Below are 21,893 nucleotides of genomic sequence, written 5' to 3'. Positions count from 1 at the left end.
CGACGTGTCTGATGTCCTGCGGGGGTGAGGCGCTGGCGCAAACAGCCTCTGCAGATCCCGCGAGCAGCATGGCGGCCCCGGCCAAACCGGTGGCCAGCCATGCCGGCAAGAAAAATGCGCTGCGCACGCGCCAGTCTGCGCCGGTTCACGCTGGCGATGCCGATGGTGGCAGTGAGGCCATCGTGGTGACGGGCACGCGCGAGATCGGCAAGAAGGCGCGTGATTCCATCGCGCCGCTCGATATCGTGTCGCACAAGCAGATTGCCGCCACCGGGCAGGGCACGCTGCGCGATGCGCTCTCGCTTCTTCTGCCGTCGCTCACCACCCCGACTGCCGGTTTCGATGCGGGTGCGATGACGGACACGATCAGCCTTCGTGGCCTGAACCCGAACGAGACGCTCGTGCTTGTTGATGGCAAGCGTCGTCACAACACGGCCAATATCTATTCCAACCCCGGCCCGCAGCAGGGCTCGACGGCATCTGACATCGACATGATCCCGATGTCGGCGATCGACCATGTGGAAGTGCTGCGTGATGGTGCCTCCGCCCAGTACGGCTCGGATGCCGTGGCAGGGGTGGTGAACATCATCCTGAAGAAGCAGGCGCGTGGCTTTCACGCCCAGAACATCACCGGCATCACGTCAGAGGGCGATGGCTTCCAGCAGGGTGTCTATCTCGATGGCGGGGCCGGTCTGGGCTCACGCGGCTTCGTGCATGTCAGCGGTGATTTCGTTCATCAGGATCACACTTATCGCAGCGCTGCCGATAACCGCACCGGCACCTATCAGAACAATATCCTGAGCCAGCCGGAGCAGACGCGCGAGAGCGTTTCCGTCAATGCAGGCTATGATCTGACGGACAACATCCAACTTTACGCGCTTGGCACCTATGCCCATCGCTATGCGCAATCCTACCAGAACTACCGTCTGGCCTCATCGCTGAATGCCTATCCCGCCTACAAGGCGATCTATCCCTGGGGCTATTCCCCGGTCGAGACGCTCAACGAGAACGACTATGAACTCAAGGCCGGCATCAAGGGTGATTTCCGTGGCTGGCACTGGGACGTGTCGAGCGTCTATGGCCGCGATTACGACGATATCGGGCTGATCAACTCGGTCAATCTCTCGACCAACAAGGCGACTGGCGCCACGCCGACCTCATTCAATGTCCAGGGTTTCAACAACCAGCAATGGACGAATGATTTCGATTTCAGCCGCAAATTCACGTTTAGTGGCTGGCCGCACAGCGTGAACTTCGCCGGTGGCGCGTCCTATCGCTATGAAGGCTATTCCGTGGGAACGGGATCGCCGGGGTCGCTCTATGGTAACGGCTCCGATGCTCTGGCGGGTACCAATCCGGGCAATGCAGGCAATTACAGCCGCGATGTCGCGGCGGGCTATCTCGATATCTCGACCTATCTCGCCAAGGGACTGCAACTCGACCTGGCCGGGCGGTACGAGCACTATACCGATGTGGGCAACACCCAGAACGGCAAGGTCTCGCTGCGTTATGACATCACGCGCCGTATCGCCCTGCGCGGCACGATCAGCAATGGCTTTCATGCGCCGACATTGGCCCAGAAATACTATTCGGCCCTCAATATCTCGCCGACTGCAGCGCGTGGCCTGATCGGTGCGGGCTCACCCGGTGCGCTGGCCAATGGCTCGTCTGGCCTGAAGCCGGAGCGTTCGACCAATGCCGAGGGTGGGTTTATCGTCGAGCCGATCCGCAATCTGCATGTCACGACCGATATCTACCAGATCAACATGCGCGACCGGATCATGCCGGGGGGCAACATCTCGGGTGCGACGGCCATCAGCGCCATGCAGATGAACGGCTTTGCGTTGCCCGCGGATATCAGCAGCTGGAACCAGAGTGCGATCACGGCCAACTGGTTTGCCAATGTGGCCAGCACCCGCACGCAAGGTCTGGATATCACGGTCACCTATCTGACGAAGCTCGGCGCCTATGGTCGTATCGACTGGGATGCCGCGATCAACCTCAACCGCACGCGTCTGTCGCATCAGGCGAGCAACCCCGTCACGGGCGCGCCGCTCCTGAATGCGGCCTCCGTCGCTTATCTCACGACAGCTTACCCGCGCAGCAAGATCATTTTTGGTGGCAACTGGACACACGCCAAGTGGATCATTGGCCTGCACGAGATCCGCTGGGGCCAGACGACCAACCAGCTGACCTATTATGCGCCGGGACCTTATCAGTTCAGCACGACGCATTTTCTGGAGTACCAGAACAAGCCGAAATGGACGACCAATCTGGATGTGTCCTACCGCATCACCCCGCGCTGGACGGCCACGATCGGCGGCAACAACATCTTCTCGGCTTATCCGACGCGCGTACCTGACGGAAACCGCTATCTCGGTGCCCCGCAATATTACATGAGCACGTCGCAGCTTGGCATTAACGGCGGCTACTACTATTTCCGCGTAAATTATGACCTCTGAATCGACGATTAACGCGACGCTTCCCCCTGCCGTGACCGGCTATGCCGGTCCAGCAATGATTTGTCATGAGGGCTTTGCATCAGATTTAACGGTGTTTTTTCCCCGTCAGTGGTGGTCTGCTCACGAAACCGGCATAAAATGACGACTCTCAGGGTCCAAAAAACCTGTCAGTTTTCTTAAAAGACGGTCATCTGTTCACAGGGAGCTTGAGCCAGACATTGTCCTCTACCGTCCTGCGCTTCTTTTCCGCCTGCCTTGCCGTTTCCTGCCTGACCCCCGCGGCTCATGCCCAGCAGGCAGCAACGATGACAGCATCCGCACAGACGGGCCCCGCCGTGGCAGCGAACGCCGTTCCTGCACCCGCCGGGCTCGGTGCGGTCAATGCGGGTCAGCAGCCCTCTGCCCTGACACAGGCATCACTGTCCGAGTTGCACAAGGACACGACGGTCGCCCCCCTGCCCAAACCGGAGGCAATTTTCGTCAATCCTCTGGGCATCAATGCCTGGCTGCGTGAACGCGGTATTGCGATCCTGCTCGACAATACGAATGAAATGTCAGGCATGCTCAATGCCCCGACAAAAGGCCTCGGTCTGCGTCAGGGGGCCAGCAATGCCGGGCAGTACTCGATGGAAAACGATATCGACTGGGAGCGTCTGGCAGGCTGGACCGGATTCTCCACCCATGACGTGATTGTCGGGCGTTACGGTATTCCGGCCAGCCGCATGTTTGGGGACAATCTGAACCCCAGTCAGGAAATCTATGGCGGCGGTGGTAACGTCTTCGTCCACCTCGTTTACGCCTATGGCGAAGAGACCATGTTCAACGACCGCTTCGATGTCGCAGCGGGACGCATGTCCTTCCTGTCAGATTTCTCGGCCAACCCGCTCTACTGCAACTTCATGAACAATGCGTTCTGCGGTAATCCGAAAGCGTCGAGCGATAACACAGCCCATGCCTCTTATCCCGACGCCAACTGGGCAGCCCGCTTCCGCCTGAGACCGACCGACAACACGATCTTCCAGTTCGGTGTCTATTTCACCCAGACACAGGCCATCTATGGCAATGCCCAGATGCGCACAGGCTTCAAGTTCAATGGCGCGACGATTGATGGCGAGGCCATGCCGGTCGAGTTCATCTGGGAGCCGCGTTTCGGCCATGACCATTCCCTGCCGGGCCATTACAAGGCGGGCTTCGCCTATGACACGGCAGACCACAAGGACAATTACTACGACGGCAACGGCAATCCCTTCGCCTTGAGCGGTCTCAAGCCACGCGATGTGCATGGTGCCTGGGCCGCCTGGGGGCTGGTTGACCAGATGGTCTATCATCATCCCGGTCAGGCCCCTGACGCCGGTGTGACCCTGATCGGGGCCGCCTATTTCAACAAGGCCCAGACACAGACCCGTGCCGACCAGCTTTCATTCGGTGTGCTCGATCGCGGTTTCTGGAAGTCGCGCCCGCTCGATGCGGTCGGTGTGAATTTTTCATGGACACATGTGTCGGATGATCTGACGCGCTCCCAGCGTCTGTACGCAGCGCAGGGCCTGCCTTTGCCCAATGGTTCTCTGTTCCCGCAGACCAGCGCGTATGTGGTGGAAGCGATGTATCAGATCCATGTGCTGCGCGGTGTCACCTTCGCGCCTGACTTCCAGTATTACTTCAACCCGGGTGGCCAGAAACAGCTTCGCAATCAGGCCATGCTGGGCTTCAAGAGCCACATAGAAATCTTCTGAAAAATACCGCGGGGCAACCTTGCCCCTCTCTCGATTGTTGCAATGGCCCGACGAGACTGCCTGGCCATCGCCGCGGCCTGTCAGCTCAGCATGATCGAGAGAGAAGCGCCCATGACGCACGACCTTCCCGCACTGGCCAGGGAGCTCTCTCCCGCAGGGCCCCTCGACGGGTTCTGGCCAATCGAGGATTATGCAGCCCTTGGCGACGGCCGTTGTGTGGCGCTGCTGGCGCCGGATGGCAGTGTGGACTGGCTCTGCGTTCCCAATATCGACTCACCGCCGATGTTCGATCGTCTCCTGCATCGTGCGGGCGGCTTCTTCCAGATACGCCCTGTCGGCGCCTACAAGGCCACGCGGCGCTATCGTGAGGACAGCAACGTTCTCGAAACCCTGATCGAAACCGAGACGGGCTCGGCCAGGCTTACAGAGTCGCTCAACAGTACCTTCGCCGGGCGTCTGCCCTGGACCGAATTTGCACGGCGTATCGAGGGGCTGACGGGGCGCATGACATTCATCGTGCGTTTCCGGCTCGGCACGCGCTGTGGCACTGTCGCGCCTTGGATCCAGACCACACAGAACGGCAATATCTTCCATGTGGGGTCCGTGCTCGCCCATATGGTGCATACGCCAAACATGCGTATCCTTCGCGAAGAGGATGAGGCCATCGAGGCCGAGATCGTGGTGGGTGAGAAAACCCATGCCCTCGTGGCGCTGGTCGCAACCGAAAACGAGCCTCTTGCCGTACCGAGCGTTGAGGAGATCGACGGGCGCATCGAGACCAGCGATGAGGCGTGGCGCAGCTGGGCCAACACGCTCCATTATGACGGCCCTTATCGTGAGCAGGTCCGGCGCAGTGCACTGGCACTCAAACTGCTGCTTTATTCATCGAGCGGGGCTATTGCGGCGGCAGCCACGACCTCGTTGCCCGAACGGCTGAAGGACGGCAAGAACTGGGATTACCGTTACGCCTGGATACGCGATGCCGCCTATGTGGCGAATGCGTTCCTGCGGCTTGGCGCGGTGGCAGAGGTCAAGGCCGCGCTGGCCTGGCTGGTGCATCACCTCGGCGAGTCAGGCCCGATGGTGGTGTATGGCCTCTCCGGGCAGAGTGTCGATGACGAGATTGTCTATGATGAGGTTGAGGGCTATCGCGGCATAAAGCCTGTGGTGAGCGGCAACCGCGCAGCGGGCCAGCATCAGCATGGCATTTATGGCGATATTTTCGAGACGGCGGCGCTGTTCGTCTCGCGAGGTAATTTGCTCGACCAGAAAACCGCCGCGCTTCTGGCCGATCTCGCCGATCGCTGCGCCGATCACTGGCGCCAGAAAGACGCCGGGATCTGGGAGCTGACCGAGGACCAGCACTACACGATGTCCAAGATCAGCTGCTGGCAGGCACTGGATCGCGCATGCCAGATGGCCGAGCGTGGGCATCTGGCCAAGGACCGCGCGCCGCGCTGGGCGCGTGAGAAAGAGCGTATCCTGGAATGGATCGATCGTGAGTGCTGGTGCGACAGACGCAAGGCTTATCTGTTCTACCCCGGATCAGACGGTCTCGACGCATCGATCGCGCTTGCCGTGCCCTTTGGTCTGGACAGGCGCGATCGTATGCTTTCAACCCTGCGTGCGATACGAGAGGAGCTTGGCCACGGACCGTTCCTGTTCCGCTATACCGGCATGCGTGAGGAAGAGGGCGCCTTTCTGGCCTGTAGCTGCTGGATGGTCGAGGCGCTTTATCTTCTTGGGGAGAAAGACGAGGCCGAGAGGCTTTACGCCAGTTTCCTCGAACGTCTGCCGAGCAATACCGGCATCATGGCCGAAATGATCAATCCCGAGACAGGGATGTATCTGGGCAACACGCCGCAGGGGTTGAGCCATCTCGGCGTCATCCACGCAGCCTGTGCGCTTGCAGGCAACAGGATGAAGGCTTTCGATTTGTCCTGAGGCGAGCACCTTGCCAATCGGGTTGGGCTGTTTACGTTCCGGTGGAGGCTGAATGGCTCAATCCTGTCGCCTGGCGTTCTGTCGGTCCGTTACCTGGCTCGGTGCAGGAGCGAGATAGGACTGACTGTGTGCAGGACAGAATCAGCCACGCCCTGTCAGAGTCCACGCCTCGCGGGCAAGTGTCAGCGCGTGCAGACGGGCTGCAGGGGCATAGATCGGCGCGCTGATCATCAGTTCATCGGGCGCATGGCGGGACATGAATTGCTTCATACCCTCAGCCACCTTTTCGCATGTGCCTATCAGGCTGGTGCCCTGCATCGTATCGAGTTGTGCACTGACCTCTGGAGGCCAAGGGAGATCTTCTGGCGGGACAGGGGGCAGAATGTGTCCGGGTTTCCCCTGACGCAGGGCTGCCACGAACAGACGCCGTGATGTGGCAAGATAATCGGCTTCTTCTGCTGTATCGGCGGCAATTACATTGACCGCAAGCATCACATAGGGTGCGGCCAGATGGGCTGAAGGCCGGAAGTCGCGACGATAAAGCGCGATCGCCTGCTCCATCATCTGCGGTGCAAAATGCGATGCGAAGGCGAAAGGCAGCCCCAGCGCCGCAGCAAGCTGCGCCGAGAACAGCGATGACCCCAGCAGCCAGACCGGCACGTTTGCTCCGGCGCCCGGCGTGGCCACTACGCCATTGGCGCTGCCTGCTGGCGAGAGATAGGCCATGAGCTCGAGCACATCATCGGGGAAGCGTTCGGCGTGGTCGATATGACGCCTCAGCGCACGCATGGTGCGTTGATCGGAACCCGGTGCCCGGCCAAGCCCCAGATCGATGCGCCCGGGAAAAAGCGCCTCAAGCGTGCCGAACTGCTCGGCAATGACGAGCGGCGCATGGTTGGGCAGCATGATGCCCCCCGCCCCAATACGCATTGTCGAAGTGGCGGCGGCCAGATGGCCGATCACAACGCTCGTGGCCGCTGAGGCGATGCCGGGCATGGCGTGATGTTCGGCCACCCAGTAGCGATGAAAGCCAAGGGCCTCCGCATGAACTGCCTGATTGCGGGACTCCAGGAGAGCATCCCGAACCGTGCCGTCTTCGCGAATGAAGGAGAGATCGAGTACTGAGAGCGGTGTCATGATCCCGATATGGGATGCTCTCTGGCGCTCTGAAAGCCCCCGGAGCGATCCGGGGGCGAAGACTGGCAGCGTTTCAGGTTATTGGGGCGTCGTGTATCCGCCGAGCTCCAGCCTTGGATCAGGCTTCGTGGGGCTTATCGCCCGGTTTCCTATTGTTTTCCTCGGCCAAAGTCTCGATGGCAGGACTGGGGTTGGGGCTGCTGCGCGTGTAGATCGGGGCAGGGGCAGCGCTGTGGGAGGCTTCCATAAAGCGGTCGGCCAGCGCGCCATAAAGCGCGTGCTTGCAGATCATGCGCGAGACACCGAAAGCGAGAAAGGACGTGGCCATCAGGGCAAGCGTCACCTGCTGGTTGTCGCACATCTCCATGACAATGACCGTCGCTGTCAGCGGGGCCTGCACCACGGCAGAGAAATAGGCCACTGTCCCCAGCAGCACCACGGCGCCGGCGGTTGTGTGGGGCAGATATTGCGCGATCCAGCCGCCAATTCCGGCACCGACGGACAGGGAGGGAGCGAAAAGCCCGCCCGGAATACCCGAGCAATAGGACACGACAGTCGCGATGAATTTCAGCACGAAGAACGACGCCGGATAATGCTCTGAGCCGTCAATGATCGCGCGGGCCTGGGTATAGCCTGTGCCATAGGTCGCGCCGTGAGATACCAGCCCGAGCAGCGCCAGAACCAGACCGCACAACGCCGCAAAGGCAACTGGTCGTGCCTTGATCAGCGCCCCGATGCGCCCCGGCAGGCCTTTGGAGAAGCGGATGAGCAGCGCCGAGAATGTTCCGCCCGCAATCCCCCCGACGATGCCGCAGGTTAGTACCGCAATCCAGGCTGTGCCAATGGGGACATCGACATCCGTATGCCCGAAATACGAGTAATTACCGACGAGAGCGATGGCCGTCACACCGGAGAGCACGACACCGGTCAGCATGGTGCCCGATGTTTTCTGCTCGAAGGAGTGCGAGAGTTCCTCAATAGCGAAAACAATCCCGGCCAGAGGCGTATTGAAGGCAGCCGAGACACCTGCGGCACCGCCAGCGAGAATGGCACCGCGACGGGCTGCCACATTCGAGATGCCAAGCACCCGCGAAAAGCCGTGCATGATTGCGGCACCAACCTGCACTGTAGGACCCTCGCGGCCGATGGATGCGCCAACGAGCAGGCCAAAACAGGTCAGGATGATCTTGGCAAAGGCGATGCGCAGCGAGAGAACACGATTAACGATCGAGAAATTTTCGATATGCAGTGTGGCGATGGTCTGGGGAATGCCGCTGCCTTGCGCTCCTGCAAAAAAGCGACGGGTGAGCCAGGTTGAAAGGGCCAGACCTGCGGGCACGACGACCAGCATGACATAAGGATCCCAGTGCAGCAGACGGCCTCTGACACGCGCGGCCCAGTCCGCTGTACCAGCGAAAGCAACAGCTATGACGCCCACCAGAACTGCGCCCAGCCAATAGGTGAGGGTGCGTCGCCATTGCGTGGTGGTTCGGCGCGCAGAGCGGCGCAGATGCAGAATCCGGTTCTTTTGCCGCAAAGCGGTGCTGGGGCGCATGGGTTCTCGCCTGGCTGAAGATCGGGAGGCCCCGACCGATGAGGAACGCTCCTGCCAGCACCCCGGGCACCTGGTCAAGGAACTCTTGTCATGAAAAAACGTAACGGGCGTCACCCCTTCGGGTTCGCTCGCACGGTCTTCAAGCCAGAACAGGGATGCCGGTCTGCTTGGCCTTTTCCTCGGGCTCGACATGGATATGAATGAGGGCGCGTCCAATATGACGACGCAATGCGTGTTCAACCCGGTCGCAGATATCATGCGAGTCCGATACCGTCATGGTGCCGGGTACCACGAGATGAAATTCGATGAAGCTGACACTGCCTGCGGTGCGCACCCTAATGTCATGGGCCTCGATCGCGCCGCTGGCATGTTCAGAGATGACTGCGCGGATCATCTGGAGTGTGTCCGTGTCCGGCGCTTCGTCCATCAGCCCGGCAATGGATTGCTTCATCATGTCGAATCCGACGCGCAGCACATTCACGGCGACAAGGGCCGAGAGAATGGCATCGAGACGCGTGTAGCCAGTGAGCGGGATAAGCGCGATGCCAATCACCAGGACGACTGTGGTCCAGACATCGGAAATGACATGCCGGCCATTGGCGGTAAGGGCGGGCGAGCGGCGCATCCGGCCCTGACGCACCAGAACGAGCCCCCAGACCAGATTGACCACGCCGCCAAGTGCGTTGAACACGATGCCACGCCACGGGGCGAGATCATGATTGGGTGCCCACCAGCTCTGCCACGCGACCCAGGCGATCCCTATGGCGGTGAGCACCACCAGAACAGCCTCGCTCACGGCAGAAAGATATTCGGCCTTGTCATGTCCGTAGGTATGGTTCTCATCCGCTGGTCGCTGCGCCACTTTCAGTGCCCACAGAGCTCCCAGAGCGGCAGCGACATTGATGATCGTTTCAAGCGCGTCCGACAGCAGGGCAGAACTGCCACTGACGCGCCAGGCCACGTATTTCAGCCCGAGGGCAACGAGGCTTACGAGCAGCGAGAACCAGCCAAAAACGATCTTTTCGGGCTGCTTCAGCATGAAACGACACCCTGGCAGGCAGGATTGTCGCCGCATGTCGTCCCGTGATCATGAGGGCTACAGGGGAAAGGTGACCCGGCCGCCTCGATCTGGAAGGTCGCATGGCCGATCCTGAAGCGCCTGGCGAGCATGGTGGTCGCCTCCCGCAGGATACCGGCCTGCCTCGTCGCGTCGGCATTGCTGACAAGATGAACGGTCAATGCGGTTTCAGTCGTGCTGAGCGACCAGACATGCAGGTGATGGAGGCCCTCAACATCGGGCAGTGCCAGCAGGCCGGCTTCGACCTCATCCAGACGGATCTGCTCGGGCACGCCATCGAGTGCCATATCGAGTGAGGCGCGCAGGAGGGACCACGTACCGATGATGATGGAGACACAGACCAGCAGGCTCACGATGGGGTCAAGAATGGTCCAGCCCGTCATCATGATGACGAAACCTGTGACGACCACAGCAAAGGACATGAGCGCATCGGCGGCCATATGCAGGAAGGCACCGCGCAGATTGAGGTCATCCTTGCCGCCTCGCATGAAGAGCAGGGCTGTCGCGCCATTGACCAGAATTCCCCCGAACGCCACCAGCATAACCACCCGCCCGGCAACCTCTCCCGGCGCGACAAGCCGCGTGATAGCCTCCCAGATGATACCGCCGGTTACCAGCAGCAGCAGTACCGCATTGCCAAGGGCCGAGAGGATGGTGGAGCGCTTGAGCCCATAGGTAAAGCGCGTGGTCGGCGCACGCCGGGCCAGACTATGGGCGAGCCATGCGGCCCCGAGTCCGAGTACATCGGAGAGATTATGGCCGGCGTCCGAGAGTAGCGAGAGGGAATGAGCCAGTAATCCCCATATGGTCTCGGCTACGATATAGGCAATGTTCAGCGCCATCCCCAGAAGGAACGCCGCGCCGTAACTTGCGGGCTCATGAACATGGTGGTGTCCCCCATGCCCATGCCCATGCCCATGCCCATGCCCATGCCCATGCCCATGCCCATGCCCATGCCCATGCCCATGCGTTTCGTGATCGTCATGACCGTGTTCATGCGCACCCGCGTCATGTCCATGGGCATCAGGATCATGGTGATGGGCATGGTCGCAGGCGTGTTCGGCCATGAAGTTGCTCTCGATAGAAATTGCCACAGGGATTGTGCTGGTCAGGGATCATATAGGACATTGACACGATACCCGCCAAGGCAAAGCCGAACTGTAGACGAGAGATGGCGTATGACGCACAATATGGGTGATTGCAACTCAAGGATTAACGTAATTATAAATTCTTTACTATGAATAACTTTGTAAAACAGTAATGTATAAATTTTCCAAATATATAAATGTAGGAGATTTGTGATAAAATCGTAGAATGATAAGTGAGTGGCTCGGACGGTTATTCCGTACGGAAAAGGTTTGTCATCAAATCATTCAAATTCATTATTGAATTATCGGCTTTCCTGAGGTGGTATGCGTGGCACAATGTTGGTCTACTGGCTGTTAATGTATTTTTAACGTTATTAGGTATTCTGGTGAAGGTCTCTCAGCTTTTCCGAGCTTGCGCTTCGGCTTTTACGGTTTCCGAAAGGGCTGTTCCGGCCATGCACAGCAAGATCCGGTCGTTTGTCAGGCAGGTGAGCCACAGTGCCGCGGTGTCACCGTTTCAAGGTCCGGTTTTATCCGGATATCTTAACTCCCAGAAGGGCAGTTTGTCTTCTCCGGTGGGAACAAAGCACAGGATCCGGAGCGGAATTGCCGCTCGTTACCCTACCATCACCATGCCGCTTTCAGCGGAGCCGCGTGACCGAGACGTTATCGCGTCCCACAAAAGCAAGGAAAACATGATGCGATCGCTACGCCCTTCTGTTGCAGCCCTCATCATCGGAACGGCTCTGACCGGAATGCCGGCCCTTGCGGCTGTACCACTGGTCTACGCGCCGATGGAGCCTGGCCGTATGTCGGATGTCATTCGCACGCTCGCATCAGATCCGTTCGAGGGACGAGCGCCCGGCACGATGGGAGCGATACGGACAGTCAATTACATTGTCTCCCAGTTTCAGGCAATTGGTCTGGAGCCAGCGGGGGAGAATGGGAGCTGGACCCAGGAGGTCCCGATGATCCATACGCGGATCGCACCCGACTCCCTGATTCATTTCAAGACTGGTGGGGCAGAAGGGCTCGATTTCCATCAATCGGAGCAGATCTATCTCAATACAGGGACACCCGCTTCACAGATACGCATTACGGACGCGCCGCTCGTGTTTGTCGGGTATGGTGTCACCGCACCGGCCCGCGACTGGGATGATTTCAAGAATGTGGACCTCAAGGGCAAGGTTGCGGTCATTCTGATCAACGATCCTGACTTCAAGGCCGCTGCGGATGAACCTGTGAAGGGCCGCTTCGGCGGCCGGACCATGACCTATTATGGCCGCTGGACCTATAAATATGAGGAAGCGGCCCGCAGGGGTGCCGTTGGCGCGCTGATCGTTCATGATACAGAGGCCGCGTCCTATCCCTGGAGCACGGTCATTGCGGCGGGGGGAGAGGCCTTCGATCTCGAGCGCAAGGGCAAGCCGGAATCCCTGGTCGTCAAAGGCTGGCTGGAGGGGCAGGCGGCTCATGACCTGTTTGCTCGTGCGGGTCTCGATCTCGACAAGCTGAGCGTGCAGGCACGTCGCGCCGATTTCACGCCTGTCACCCTGCCGGGTGTTACCATGACCACGACGCTGGATGTCACCACGTCGCATCTGCAAAGCCGCAATGTTCTGGCCAAGCTTCCGGGTAGCACGCATCCTGACGAGACGATTGTTTACGGCGCACATTGGGATGCGTTCGGCAAAAGCCGCGGCCCCAATGGCGAGGCTCTGATAAGGCGCGGCGCCATTGACGACGCTTCCGGCATTGCGGCGGTCATGGAAATTGCCCGTGCCTTCAAATCCGGCCCGCAGCCCGAGCGGACAATTCTCTTCAGTGCCTGGACAGCAGAGGAGCGCGGGCTTCTGGGTTCTGCCTGGTATGTCGAGCACCCCCTGATCTCCCTGCCCAAGACAGTTGCGAATTTCACGATCGACGTGCTGCAAATGGGTGGTCTTTCGCGCAATGCTTTCCTTGTCGGGGCAGGGCAGGACAGTCTTCAGGATGATTTTGCAACGATCGCTACTGCGCAGGGGCGCGTGACCGTCAATGAAGCCCTGCCTGAACGCGGGGCATTCTATCGCGCCGATCATCTGCCTTTTGCTCGCGCCGGTGTGCCCGTGCTGCCGATCATGGATCTGGCAGGGTACCCGGACCTTGTGAAAGGGGGCGTTCCGGCAGGTCGCAAATGGCTTGAGGGCTATATGGCCTGCTATCATCAGCCCTGCGATGCCTGGAGCGCCAGTTGGGATCTGCGTGGCGCGGCTGAGGACGCCGCGGCTCTTTATGAGGTCGGCAGAAGTCTGGCCTTCTCGCGCATGTGGCCAAGCTGGAAGCAGGGTTCGGAATTCAAGGCAATCCGTGAACGCACGGAGTCGCAGCGCCCCGCACTCTGACGGGTATGGAGGCCGGGAACGGCCTCAGCCCTGCCTTCCATAGGGCTATCAGCAATGCAGTGGGCACGTATCCCGACGGCGCTGGCACAAGGTGACATTGTGCAGAGCAGACCTCGTCCTGCCGGTATAGCCCTTCAGATCGGGACCGATCGCGCTATTCTTCTTGACAAGTCACGCCCAGTTCGTGACTTGCAGCCCACATGATCCGGCTAACAGAACTCAGGCTCCCTCTCGACCATTCAGACGATGCCCTGCGCGAGGCCATTCTCCAGCGTCTCGGTGTGCCATCCGAGGCATTGACGGCGTTCACCATTGCCCGGCGTGGCTATGACGCCCGCAAGCGTGGGCGCATCATGCTGATCTACAGCGTCGATTGCGCGGTTAGGGATGAAGACGTCGTTCTCGCCACCCATGAAAACACGGTCTCGGTCATGCCGACGCCAGAGATAAGCTACAGGGCGCTTTCGGCTGAACCGGGTCCTCTTCGTCCCGTGGTAATCGGCGCCGGGCCATGCGGTGTGATGGCGGCGCTGGTTCTGGCGCAGGCCGGTCTCAAGCCCATCGTTATCGAACGCGGAAAGATCGTGCGTGAGCGCACGGTGGATACGTTTGCCCTGTGGCGTCGCTCTGAACTGACTCCTGAAAGCAATGTGCAGTTCGGCGAAGGTGGGGCAGGGACCTTCTCGGATGGCAAGTTGTACAGCGGCGTGAGCGATCCTCGCCATCTGGGCCGCAAGGTCATGGAAGAGTTCGTCAAGGCAGGCGCACCGGAGGAAATCCTTTACGTTTCCAAGCCTCATATCGGGACATTCCGGCTGGTCTCGATGGTGGAGCATATCCGTGCCGAGATCGAGCGTCTGGGGGGTGAGTATCGTTTTGGTGTGCGTGTGGATGGTCTGCGTATCAAGGGCGAACCACGACGCCTGACGGGACTCGTTCTTTCCGATGGTAGCACGCTCGATACCGACCGGGCCATTCTGGCGGTCGGTCACAGCGCGCGCGATACGTTCGAGATGCTGCGTGACGCGGGCGTGGCCATGGTGCCCAAGCCGTTCTCCATCGGGGTGCGTATCGAGCATCCGCAATCGCTGATCGATTGCGCACGCTTTGGCGATCAGGGTGGTCACCCGCTTCTGGGGGCAGCCGACTACAAGCTTGTGCATCATGCAAAAAACGGGCGGGCAGTTTATTCCTTCTGCATGTGCCCCGGTGGCACGGTTGTCGCAGCCACCTCCGAACCGGGGCAGGTCGTGACAAATGGTATGAGCCAGTATTCACGCGCCGAGCGTAATGCCAATGCCGGTATTGTGGTGGATGTCTCGCCCGAGCGTGACTATCCTGGGGATGTGCTTGGCGGCGTTGCGTTCCAGCGCCACTGGGAACGGGCTGCCTTTGTCGCAGGTGGCGGGGATTATCGCGCGCCCGCCCAACGCGTCGAGGATTTTCTGGCCAATCGCCCCTCGACCCATCTGGGTGAGGTGGTGCCCTCCTATAAGCCTGGCGTGACACCGACCGATCTGTCGCTCTGCCTGCCAGATTTCGCGGTCGAGGCCATTCGCGAGGCGCTGCCGGCTTTCGAGCGCAAGCTCAAGGGGTTCTCGATGGGCGATGCCGTGCTGACCGGCGTGGAAACACGTACCTCGTCGCCTATTCGTATGCCGCGTGACGAAACGGGGCAGAGCCCCGGGCTGGTTGGCCTTTTCCCGGCGGGTGAGGGCGCAGGCTATGCCGGAGGTATTCTTTCGGCAGGTATCGATGGCATACGCGCTGCCGAATGGGTGATCGGGGATCATCAGGGCGCTCAGACCAGTGCCGAGGGCTGAGTCTCGGCGGCGGCGCATTGGTGCATACGAAGGGATGACACCTGTTCTGCCTGAATCGGTGTAATTTCGCTGCGCCTGCGGTCCGACCCACGAGTTGCATGGCAGCGCGATAATAAATAGGCAGAACCGCATCGTTCTGCCGCCGTTGCAGGCTCGTCATCTTTCGAGAAGTTGAGCCATCATGACCCTTATCGATCCCCGCACGCGTTATCCCCGCCCTCCTTTCGAGGTGCAACCGCAGGAATTTCCGGGTGTCTCCGCAAGGATGAAGCCCGAGCCCGATTACGGTGATGAGAGTTATCAGGGCAGTAATCGCCTGAGCGGTCTCGTCGCCCTGATTACAGGGGGTGATTCCGGCATTGGGCGCGCTGTGGCTGTTGCCTATGCGAAGGAAGGGGCAGACATTGCCCTGTCTTATCTCGAGGCCGAACAGCAGGACGCGCAGGATATTGCGCGATCGGTGGAGAAGGCCGGTCGTCGTTGCCTGCTTCTGCCTGGCGATATCCGCGAGAAAACCCATTGTGAGCATCTGGTGAGCCAGACAGTTGAGGCTTTTGGTGGGCTCGACATTCTGGTCAACAACGCTGCCTTCCAGCACCCGAGAGAGAATTTTCTTGAGATTGAGGATGAGGAATGGCGCCGCCATTTCGACACCAATATTCATGCGATGTTCTACATCACCAAGGCAGCCCTGCCGCACATGAAGCCTGGGGCCTCGATCATCAATACCTCATCGGTCAATACACGCACACCGATGCCTATCCTCATTCCCTATTCTATGACGAAGGCAGCTATTGCCAATTTTACCGTCGGACTGGCCGGAAGTCTGGTCGAGAAGGGTATCCGCGTGAACGCTGTGCTGCCCGGCCCGATATGGACACCCTTCATTGCAACCGGGATGCCGCCCGAACAGCATGAGGATTTTGGCTCGCAGGCACCCATGGGACGCCCCGGCCAGCCAGCCGAACTGGCGGGCGCCTATGTCTATCTGGCAGACCCGAACAACACATACACAACAGGTGCCCTGCTGCCGGTACATGGTGGTATGCCTCAGCTCTAAGGTCGATCACACGTAGTTTCCATATGACGGGCGCCTGGCTTGGAATAAAATTCCAGCTGGGCGTTTTCGTACATTGCTCACTATATGGAGACCAATAGAAAAGATTGGGCAGTTCATTGCAGGTAATATTTATATTTATAGCAGTATTAACAATTGATATTTATATATGAAGATGTAGTTTATGTAATTTCTATAATTTCGCGAATTATTGCATTGAAATAAAAAGTCATATAACGCTCATTGTTAGAATAAGTAAGTTCCTTGATGCAAGGATTGTATCCGGTTATTAGTCAGTCCCGTTACGAAATAGGCAGTGATGTTATCCGTACAACAGGTCGCGCGACTCTGATTGTTTGTTTCTGACGGGCGAACAGGTCATTCTGTAACACGGATATAGGCGTTGTGTTTCGCTGCAGCCTGGTGTCATAGCCCGAAAACCGGACGTGACACGATGCACAGGTGCTTGAAGGAGCTTCGCGATGACCACGAACATTTCAGGAAGATGGTCTGCGGTCGTCGATATCAATGGTCGTACTGTCTATCAGAGCAACGGCACCACCTATGATGGTCCTGTCCAGCTTGTGGGTGGGGCCACGCTCTACATCACATCTGGTGCGATTGCAGAAGGCGTGACCAACTCCGGCAACGTGCCCTATATCATCATTTCCTCAGGCGGAATCCTTCTCAGTTCGACCATCACCAACGGCTATGTGTCTGCTCTGGGCGGTGCGACCACGAGCGCAAGTCATTTCAACTCTGACCCGGTCCGTTATTACAGCGGCGCGCAGTCGATAGGCGACTCGTTTTATGCATCCGGCTATGGCGCAGACTCAGCCTATTTCAGCGCTGGGTCGATTATCACCAATGTCACCGCGTCTGCCGGTGGCCCGATGATCTTCTACTCGGGCGCAACAGTAAACGGTGTCACTGTGTCATCGGGTGCGGTTGCCACTTTCAGTTCGGGGTCGGTCGTTTCCGGATTGAACATCATGTCGGGCGGTTCGGCCTTCATCAGTACGATTGTAGGTGTACCGGGCAATGCGACGCCGGTAATGCCTGCCAGTGGTGTCACGATGATGACGGGTGTCTGGTCGGCCGTTCTGAGCGGCACCAAAACGATCTACAAAAATGCTGCCGGGACAAGTGCTGTTGAGGCGCCAGTTCGCATCAGTGGCGGCACGCTCTATATCGGCAGTGGTGCGACTGTATCGGGGCTGCTGGCGCTCGGGGGAACGCCTGTCATCTCCGTCTTGTCTGGGGGTATCCTGCTCAATTCCCAGATCAACAACGGGTATGTCTATGTCGACGGGGGCGGGCTAACCAGCGGAAACCTGCTGAATTCAAATCCGGCACGCTACAGCGCGGGTGCGAGTTCAGTCAGGGATATATTCCTTGCCAGTGGATATGGTGCGAATATTGCCTATGCGCTCAGCGGGGCAACAATCATCAGTCCGCAGCTCTCCGATGGTGGTCCCATGGTGGTCAGTAGTGGTGCCATAGTGACGGATCCCGTGGTGACCTCGGGAGGGCAGCTGACGATCTATGGCGGCAGTGTCACGACCTGTTTCCTGGCCGGAGCCATGATTGAAACACCTGCCGGGCGGCGTGCGGTCGAGACGCTGTGCGTTGGTGACGAGATCCTGGTATATCGTGGCGCAGGTGTCTGTGTTGAGAAGCTCTCACGCGTTCACAAGGCACATGCCTCCGTTCAAATGCTGCGCGATGACGATATGGCAGGTTACCCTGTCCGCCTTTGCGTCGGAAGTCTGGGCTCTAATATTCCGGATCAGGATTTTCTTGTGACAGCAGAGCATTGTTTCTACTTTGAAGGGGGCTTTGTACCGATACGTATGCTCGTGAATGGTCAGTCCATCCGTTATGATCGCGACTTCAAAACCTATGAATATTACCATGTCGAACTCGCCAGCCATGAAATCATACGAGCGAATAACGTTCTGACCGAAAGCTATCTCGATACCGTAACGATGCGGGCCCAGGCCGACAGTGATGGGCAACCTTGCTGCCGGAGCTGGGCCTCTCACGGTGCTGCCCCGTTGCGTGTTGATCGTGCCTTTGTCGAGCCAATCTACAGGTCAATCATCACGCGTCTGAATGCCGGGCGGAAAGCGGTCATAAACCATGAGCACGATCATGGTCTTTACCTCGTGACAGATAGTGGCCAGCGTATCGAGCAGAACCGACGTTCCGGGGATCAGGTGCTCTTCGCAATTCCACCAGGTATTGACTGCGTACGTCTTGTTTCACGCAGTGCCCGGCCCTTCGATATTGAGGGGCCATTCGTGGACGATCGGCGCGAACTCGGTATTCTGGTGAGCGACGTAACGCTATACCGTCCTGGCGGGACACACAGTATACGCGCCCATCTCGATCGCACCGATCTGCCCGGCTGGGATGCGAACGGGGGAGGCGATTGTCGCTGGACGCTTGGGCATGCCACCTTGCCGATCGAGTTGCCCATACAGGATGATCCGGCTCTGCTCTGTGTGCGGATCATGGCTGCCGGGCCTTATCGTAAACGTGAGCCATCCACCGAGCTGCTGGCGGGCTAGCCCATCATATGGCGCTGGTTGCCGAGCACCCATAGCGTTCCACCCACCATCAGAATGACGATCAGCAGCGAAAACAGGATCAACTGCAGGTCGTCACGATGAGAGCGTGACAGGTCGATGTGCAGGAAGAACCGGAAATGCACTACGACCTGAGTGAGCCCCAGCAGGGCGATGATCCAGATCAGGCTCGGGCGCGGCAACAGTCCCAGCATGACCCCCGCAAAAGGTATGGCGGAGAGGAGTAGTGCCAGGGCCAGGCCGATGATGTAGCCGTGTAGTTCCTGACGGCGCTCCTGCGCATGACGATCGCTCATGACAGGGCTCCCAGCAGATAGACGATCGAGAAAATCCCGATCCAGACAATATCGAGAAAATGCCAGAACAGGGCCAGGCGCATGAAGCGAGTCTGCACCAGCGGGTCGAGGCCGAATTTCGCAACCTGCGCAAACATGATCACCATCCAGATGCAGCCACTCGTAACATGCAGACCATGTGTGCCGATCAGCGCCCAGCTTGCCGAGAGCCAGCCGGATCGCGACGGAACACCGCCTTTGTGCGCCATGCTCAGAAAGTCATGCAATTCAAGAGACAGGAACACGATGCCCAGCGCCAGGGTGATCGCAAACCAGAATAATGTCTTGCCGGTCGAGCGGTCATAACGCATGGCGAGCGTCGCAAGACCGCAGGTGAAGCTGCTCAAAAGGAGGGCCACGGTCTCCCACGCTGCGGAGGAGAGATCGAACAGCTCATGCGGGCCGGGTCCACCGGCCAGAGAGTGCCCCATCGTCGCATAGGTGGCGAAGAGCATCGAAAAGATGATGAGGTCGCTCATCAGAAAGACCCAGAACCCGAACAGGGCTTCCTCGGCCTGGGAGCGCACGGCTTCCTGATGTGATTCCGGTGCTGAATGGCTCAGACGGATACCGATATGGCTTGGCCCCTTGCCGTGAACATCTGCCGCCATCAGACAGGCTCCCTGACCAGACCGCGATTGGCGGTCGTAAACATGGCATCATTGGAAACGGCCGGGCTTTCGCGCAGGGTCAGCAGCCAGCGTTCCTCGGTCGCCCGTATTTCCGCAGCCGGGATCACATAGGATGTATCGCGATTGAAGCTGCGTACGATGATCGCCCCGAAAAATACCACAGCGCCCAGCAGGACCGCCCACCAGATGTGCCAGACAAGCGCAAAGCCGAACACGCCGCTGGCCACGCAGCAGACAAACCCGACCGGCGTGCTCGAAGGCAGTTCGATATCGTGATAATGCTCGGGTGCGCGCCACGCCGTATGCTGCTTCTTCGCCTGATGAAAGGCATCGACACTGTCGATCTGGGGAATGAGCGCAAAGTTGTATTCGGGTGGCGGTGATGACACCGACCATTCCAGGGTGCGGCCATTCCACGGATCGCCTGCCGGCACGGCAAGGCGCTGGCGATCACGGATACTGGCCCAGAGCTGAATGACCATGCTGGCCAGCGCACACAGGACCAGTAGCGCTCCGCAGAGCGCGACCCAGAGATAAGGGCGATAGACTGCCTCAAAGAATTCCTGGCTCCGTCGCGGCATGCCAAGGGCACCCACGATATAGAGCGGCATGAAAGCCAATATAAAGCCGCCGACCCAGCAGCCGAAAATCACCCGGCCCCAGCCTTCATGCAGCCGGAACCCGAATGCCTTGGGGAACCAGTAGTGATAGGCGCTCAGCATACCGAAAAGCAGGCCGGGAATGAGCATGTTATGAAAATGCGCTACGAGAAACAGGGTGTTGTGCACCTGATAATCGAAGCCCGGATTGGCGAGCATGACACCGGTTGCACCACCGACCACAAAGAGCACCATGAAGGCGCAGGCATAGAGCATGGGGACGCTGGTGCGTATGCGCCCACACACCATGGTCAGCAGCCAGTCATACACCTTCACCCCGGTGGGGATGGCAATCAGCATGGTGGCAATGCCGAATACAGCATTGACGTTCCCATCCTGCCCCATGGTGAAGAAATGGTGCAGCCACACCGTGAAGGACAGGACGGCAATGGAGATCGTGGCCCAGACCAGCGAGGTGTAACCGTACAGGCGTTTGTTCGAGAACGTTGCGATGGTTTCGGAATAGACGCCAAAGGCGGGCAGAATGAGGATATAGACCTCGGGGTGACCGAACAGCCAGAACATGTTGATGTAGTTCATCATGTTGCCGCCAAGCTCGTTCGTGAAAAAATGCATGCCCAGATAGCGATCCATCGCCAGCATGAGTGTCGCGACCGTGAGCGGCGGCATGGCAAAGATCATCAGGATCGAGATGCACAGCGCCGTCCAGGCAAAGAGCGGCATACGGAACAGGGTCATGCCCGGCGCACGCTTCTTGTAGATCGTGACGGCGAAATTGATACCGGTCATCGTATTGCCAATGGAACTGAGCGTGAGCGCCCATATCCAGTAATCAACCCCCACGCCGGGGCTGAATGACAGCTCCGTATAAGGGGGATAACCGGTCCAGCCTCCTGTCGAGAACTTGCCTACACAGAGCGAAACCATCATCAGCACCGCACCTGCGCTGGTCAGGCCCAGACTGATGGAGTTCATAGCGGGGAAGGAGACATCCCGTGCGCCGATCTGGAGTGGCATGGCGAAGTTGTACACGCCAATCAGGAACGGCATGGCCATGAAGAAAATCATGATGGTGCCATGCGTGGTGAAAAGCTGGGCGAAATGTTCCGGCGGAATGAAGCCGGGGTTGTTGTAAGCCACGGCCTGTTGTGAACGCATGACAGCAGCCTCGACCACCGCACGGGCCAGCATGACGAATGAGACCACCACGTACATGATGCCGATGCGCTTGTGGTCCACGCTTGTCAGCCATTCGGTCCAGAGCGCCTTCCAGCCTTTCAACCAGGTGACAAAGACCAGTACGGCCAGAGCCCCCAGCACCACCACCGATGCGGCAACCGTTGCGATTGCGCTATAAAATGGCAGGGCGTCATAGCCGAGCTCACCAAAAAGAAAATGGCGCAAAAGCGGGTCTCCGGTCATGGGGGCGTTGGATGGACAACGGCAGGGTCACG

General features: G+C 59.0%; 15 protein-coding genes. 7 read left to right on the top strand and 8 right to left on the bottom strand.

Annotated features, from left to right (window positions below; genetic code table 11):
* The first annotated feature begins 11 nt into the window (after nucleotides 1-11).
* The 3 genes from ACWNRM_RS12580 to ACWNRM_RS12570 all read left to right on the top strand — a co-directional run bounded on the left by ACWNRM_RS12580 (nucleotide 12) and on the right by ACWNRM_RS12570 (nucleotide 6,139).
* Nucleotides 12-2,462, top strand: a complete 2,451-nt coding sequence (locus ACWNRM_RS12580) for a TonB-dependent receptor plug domain-containing protein (RefSeq protein ID WP_485171162.1) — start codon at nucleotides 12-14, stop codon at nucleotides 2,460-2,462.
* Nucleotides 2,463-2,668: 206 nt separating this feature from the next.
* The gene (locus tag ACWNRM_RS12575; protein WP_485171136.1) at nucleotides 2,669-4,195 is read left to right on the top strand and encodes a carbohydrate porin; all 1,527 of its coding nucleotides are present in this window, start codon (nucleotides 2,669-2,671) and stop codon (nucleotides 4,193-4,195) included.
* A 111-nt stretch (nucleotides 4,196-4,306) separates the two neighbouring features.
* Nucleotides 4,307-6,139 (top strand): glycoside hydrolase family 15 protein, encoded by a 1,833-nt coding sequence (locus tag ACWNRM_RS12570; protein ID WP_485171137.1) that lies wholly within the window; start codon nucleotides 4,307-4,309, stop codon nucleotides 6,137-6,139.
* Nucleotides 6,140-6,280: 141 nt separating this feature from the next.
* On the opposite strand, the gene ACWNRM_RS12565 is transcribed toward ACWNRM_RS12570, so the two are convergent.
* The 5 genes from ACWNRM_RS12565 to ACWNRM_RS12545 all read right to left on the bottom strand — a co-directional run bounded on the left by ACWNRM_RS12565 (nucleotide 6,281) and on the right by ACWNRM_RS12545 (nucleotide 10,954).
* Entirely contained in the window at nucleotides 6,281-7,276 is a 996-nt protein-coding gene (locus ACWNRM_RS12565) for an LLM class flavin-dependent oxidoreductase (protein WP_485171138.1), read from the bottom strand.
* Nucleotides 7,277-7,394: 118 nt separating this feature from the next.
* Nucleotides 7,395-8,831 (bottom strand): chloride channel protein, encoded by a 1,437-nt coding sequence (locus ACWNRM_RS12560; RefSeq protein ID WP_485171139.1) that lies wholly within the window; start codon nucleotides 8,829-8,831, stop codon nucleotides 7,395-7,397.
* Between the two features lie 139 nt (nucleotides 8,832-8,970).
* Nucleotides 8,971-9,870, bottom strand: a complete 900-nt coding sequence (locus ACWNRM_RS12555; RefSeq protein ID WP_023979167.1) for a cation diffusion facilitator family transporter — start codon at nucleotides 9,868-9,870, stop codon at nucleotides 8,971-8,973.
* On the bottom strand, nucleotides 9,864-10,751 hold the full coding sequence (locus tag ACWNRM_RS12550; protein WP_485171140.1) for a cation diffusion facilitator family transporter: 888 nt from the start codon (nucleotides 10,749-10,751) through the stop codon (nucleotides 9,864-9,866). The genes ACWNRM_RS12555 and ACWNRM_RS12550 overlap by 7 nt, the downstream gene beginning before the upstream one ends.
* Complete coding sequence (locus ACWNRM_RS12545) at nucleotides 10,742-10,954, bottom strand: hypothetical protein (protein WP_485171141.1); 213 nt, start codon at nucleotides 10,952-10,954, stop codon at nucleotides 10,742-10,744. Before ACWNRM_RS12545 ends, ACWNRM_RS12550 begins: the two co-directional genes overlap by 10 nt.
* Before the next feature lie 738 nt (nucleotides 10,955-11,692).
* Here ACWNRM_RS12545 and ACWNRM_RS12540 point away from each other — a divergent pair.
* The 4 genes from ACWNRM_RS12540 to ACWNRM_RS12525 all read left to right on the top strand — a co-directional run bounded on the left by ACWNRM_RS12540 (nucleotide 11,693) and on the right by ACWNRM_RS12525 (nucleotide 18,834).
* Nucleotides 11,693-13,381, top strand: coding sequence for a M28 family metallopeptidase (locus tag ACWNRM_RS12540; protein ID WP_485171142.1), 1,689 nt, complete (start codon nucleotides 11,693-11,695; stop codon nucleotides 13,379-13,381).
* A 200-nt stretch (nucleotides 13,382-13,581) separates the two neighbouring features.
* On the top strand, nucleotides 13,582-15,204 hold the full coding sequence (locus tag ACWNRM_RS12535; RefSeq protein WP_485171143.1) for an NAD(P)/FAD-dependent oxidoreductase: 1,623 nt from the start codon (nucleotides 13,582-13,584) through the stop codon (nucleotides 15,202-15,204).
* A gap of 181 nt (nucleotides 15,205-15,385) precedes the next feature.
* On the top strand, nucleotides 15,386-16,264 hold the full coding sequence (locus ACWNRM_RS12530) for an SDR family oxidoreductase (protein ID WP_485171144.1): 879 nt from the start codon (nucleotides 15,386-15,388) through the stop codon (nucleotides 16,262-16,264).
* Between the two features lie 479 nt (nucleotides 16,265-16,743).
* The gene (locus tag ACWNRM_RS12525) at nucleotides 16,744-18,834 is read left to right on the top strand and encodes a Hint domain-containing protein (RefSeq protein WP_485171145.1); all 2,091 of its coding nucleotides are present in this window, start codon (nucleotides 16,744-16,746) and stop codon (nucleotides 18,832-18,834) included.
* Here the strand turns inward: ACWNRM_RS12525 and cyoD are convergent.
* From cyoD to ACWNRM_RS12510, 3 genes are read right to left on the bottom strand one after another with little or no spacing between them, the layout of a single operon-like run.
* Nucleotides 18,831-19,148: a cytochrome o ubiquinol oxidase subunit IV gene (cyoD, locus tag ACWNRM_RS12520; protein WP_023979160.1), complete on the bottom strand. Its 318-nt coding sequence runs from the start codon at nucleotides 19,146-19,148 to the stop codon at nucleotides 18,831-18,833. The two genes, ACWNRM_RS12525 and cyoD, sit on opposite strands and share 4 nt — an antisense overlap.
* Nucleotides 19,145-19,798, bottom strand: coding sequence for a cytochrome (ubi)quinol oxidase subunit III (locus tag ACWNRM_RS12515; protein WP_485171146.1), 654 nt, complete (start codon nucleotides 19,796-19,798; stop codon nucleotides 19,145-19,147). The genes cyoD and ACWNRM_RS12515 overlap by 4 nt, the downstream gene beginning before the upstream one ends.
* The gene (locus ACWNRM_RS12510) at nucleotides 19,798-21,861 is read right to left on the bottom strand and encodes a cbb3-type cytochrome c oxidase subunit I (RefSeq protein WP_485171147.1); all 2,064 of its coding nucleotides are present in this window, start codon (nucleotides 21,859-21,861) and stop codon (nucleotides 19,798-19,800) included. Before ACWNRM_RS12510 ends, ACWNRM_RS12515 begins: the two co-directional genes overlap by 1 nt.
* Nucleotides 21,862-21,893: the final 32 nt, after the last annotated feature.

The organism is Asaia sp. A2 (assembly GCF_057319415.1).
Note: the sequence above shows the minus strand (reverse complement) of the source record. Positions and strands in the feature narration are given on the sequence as shown.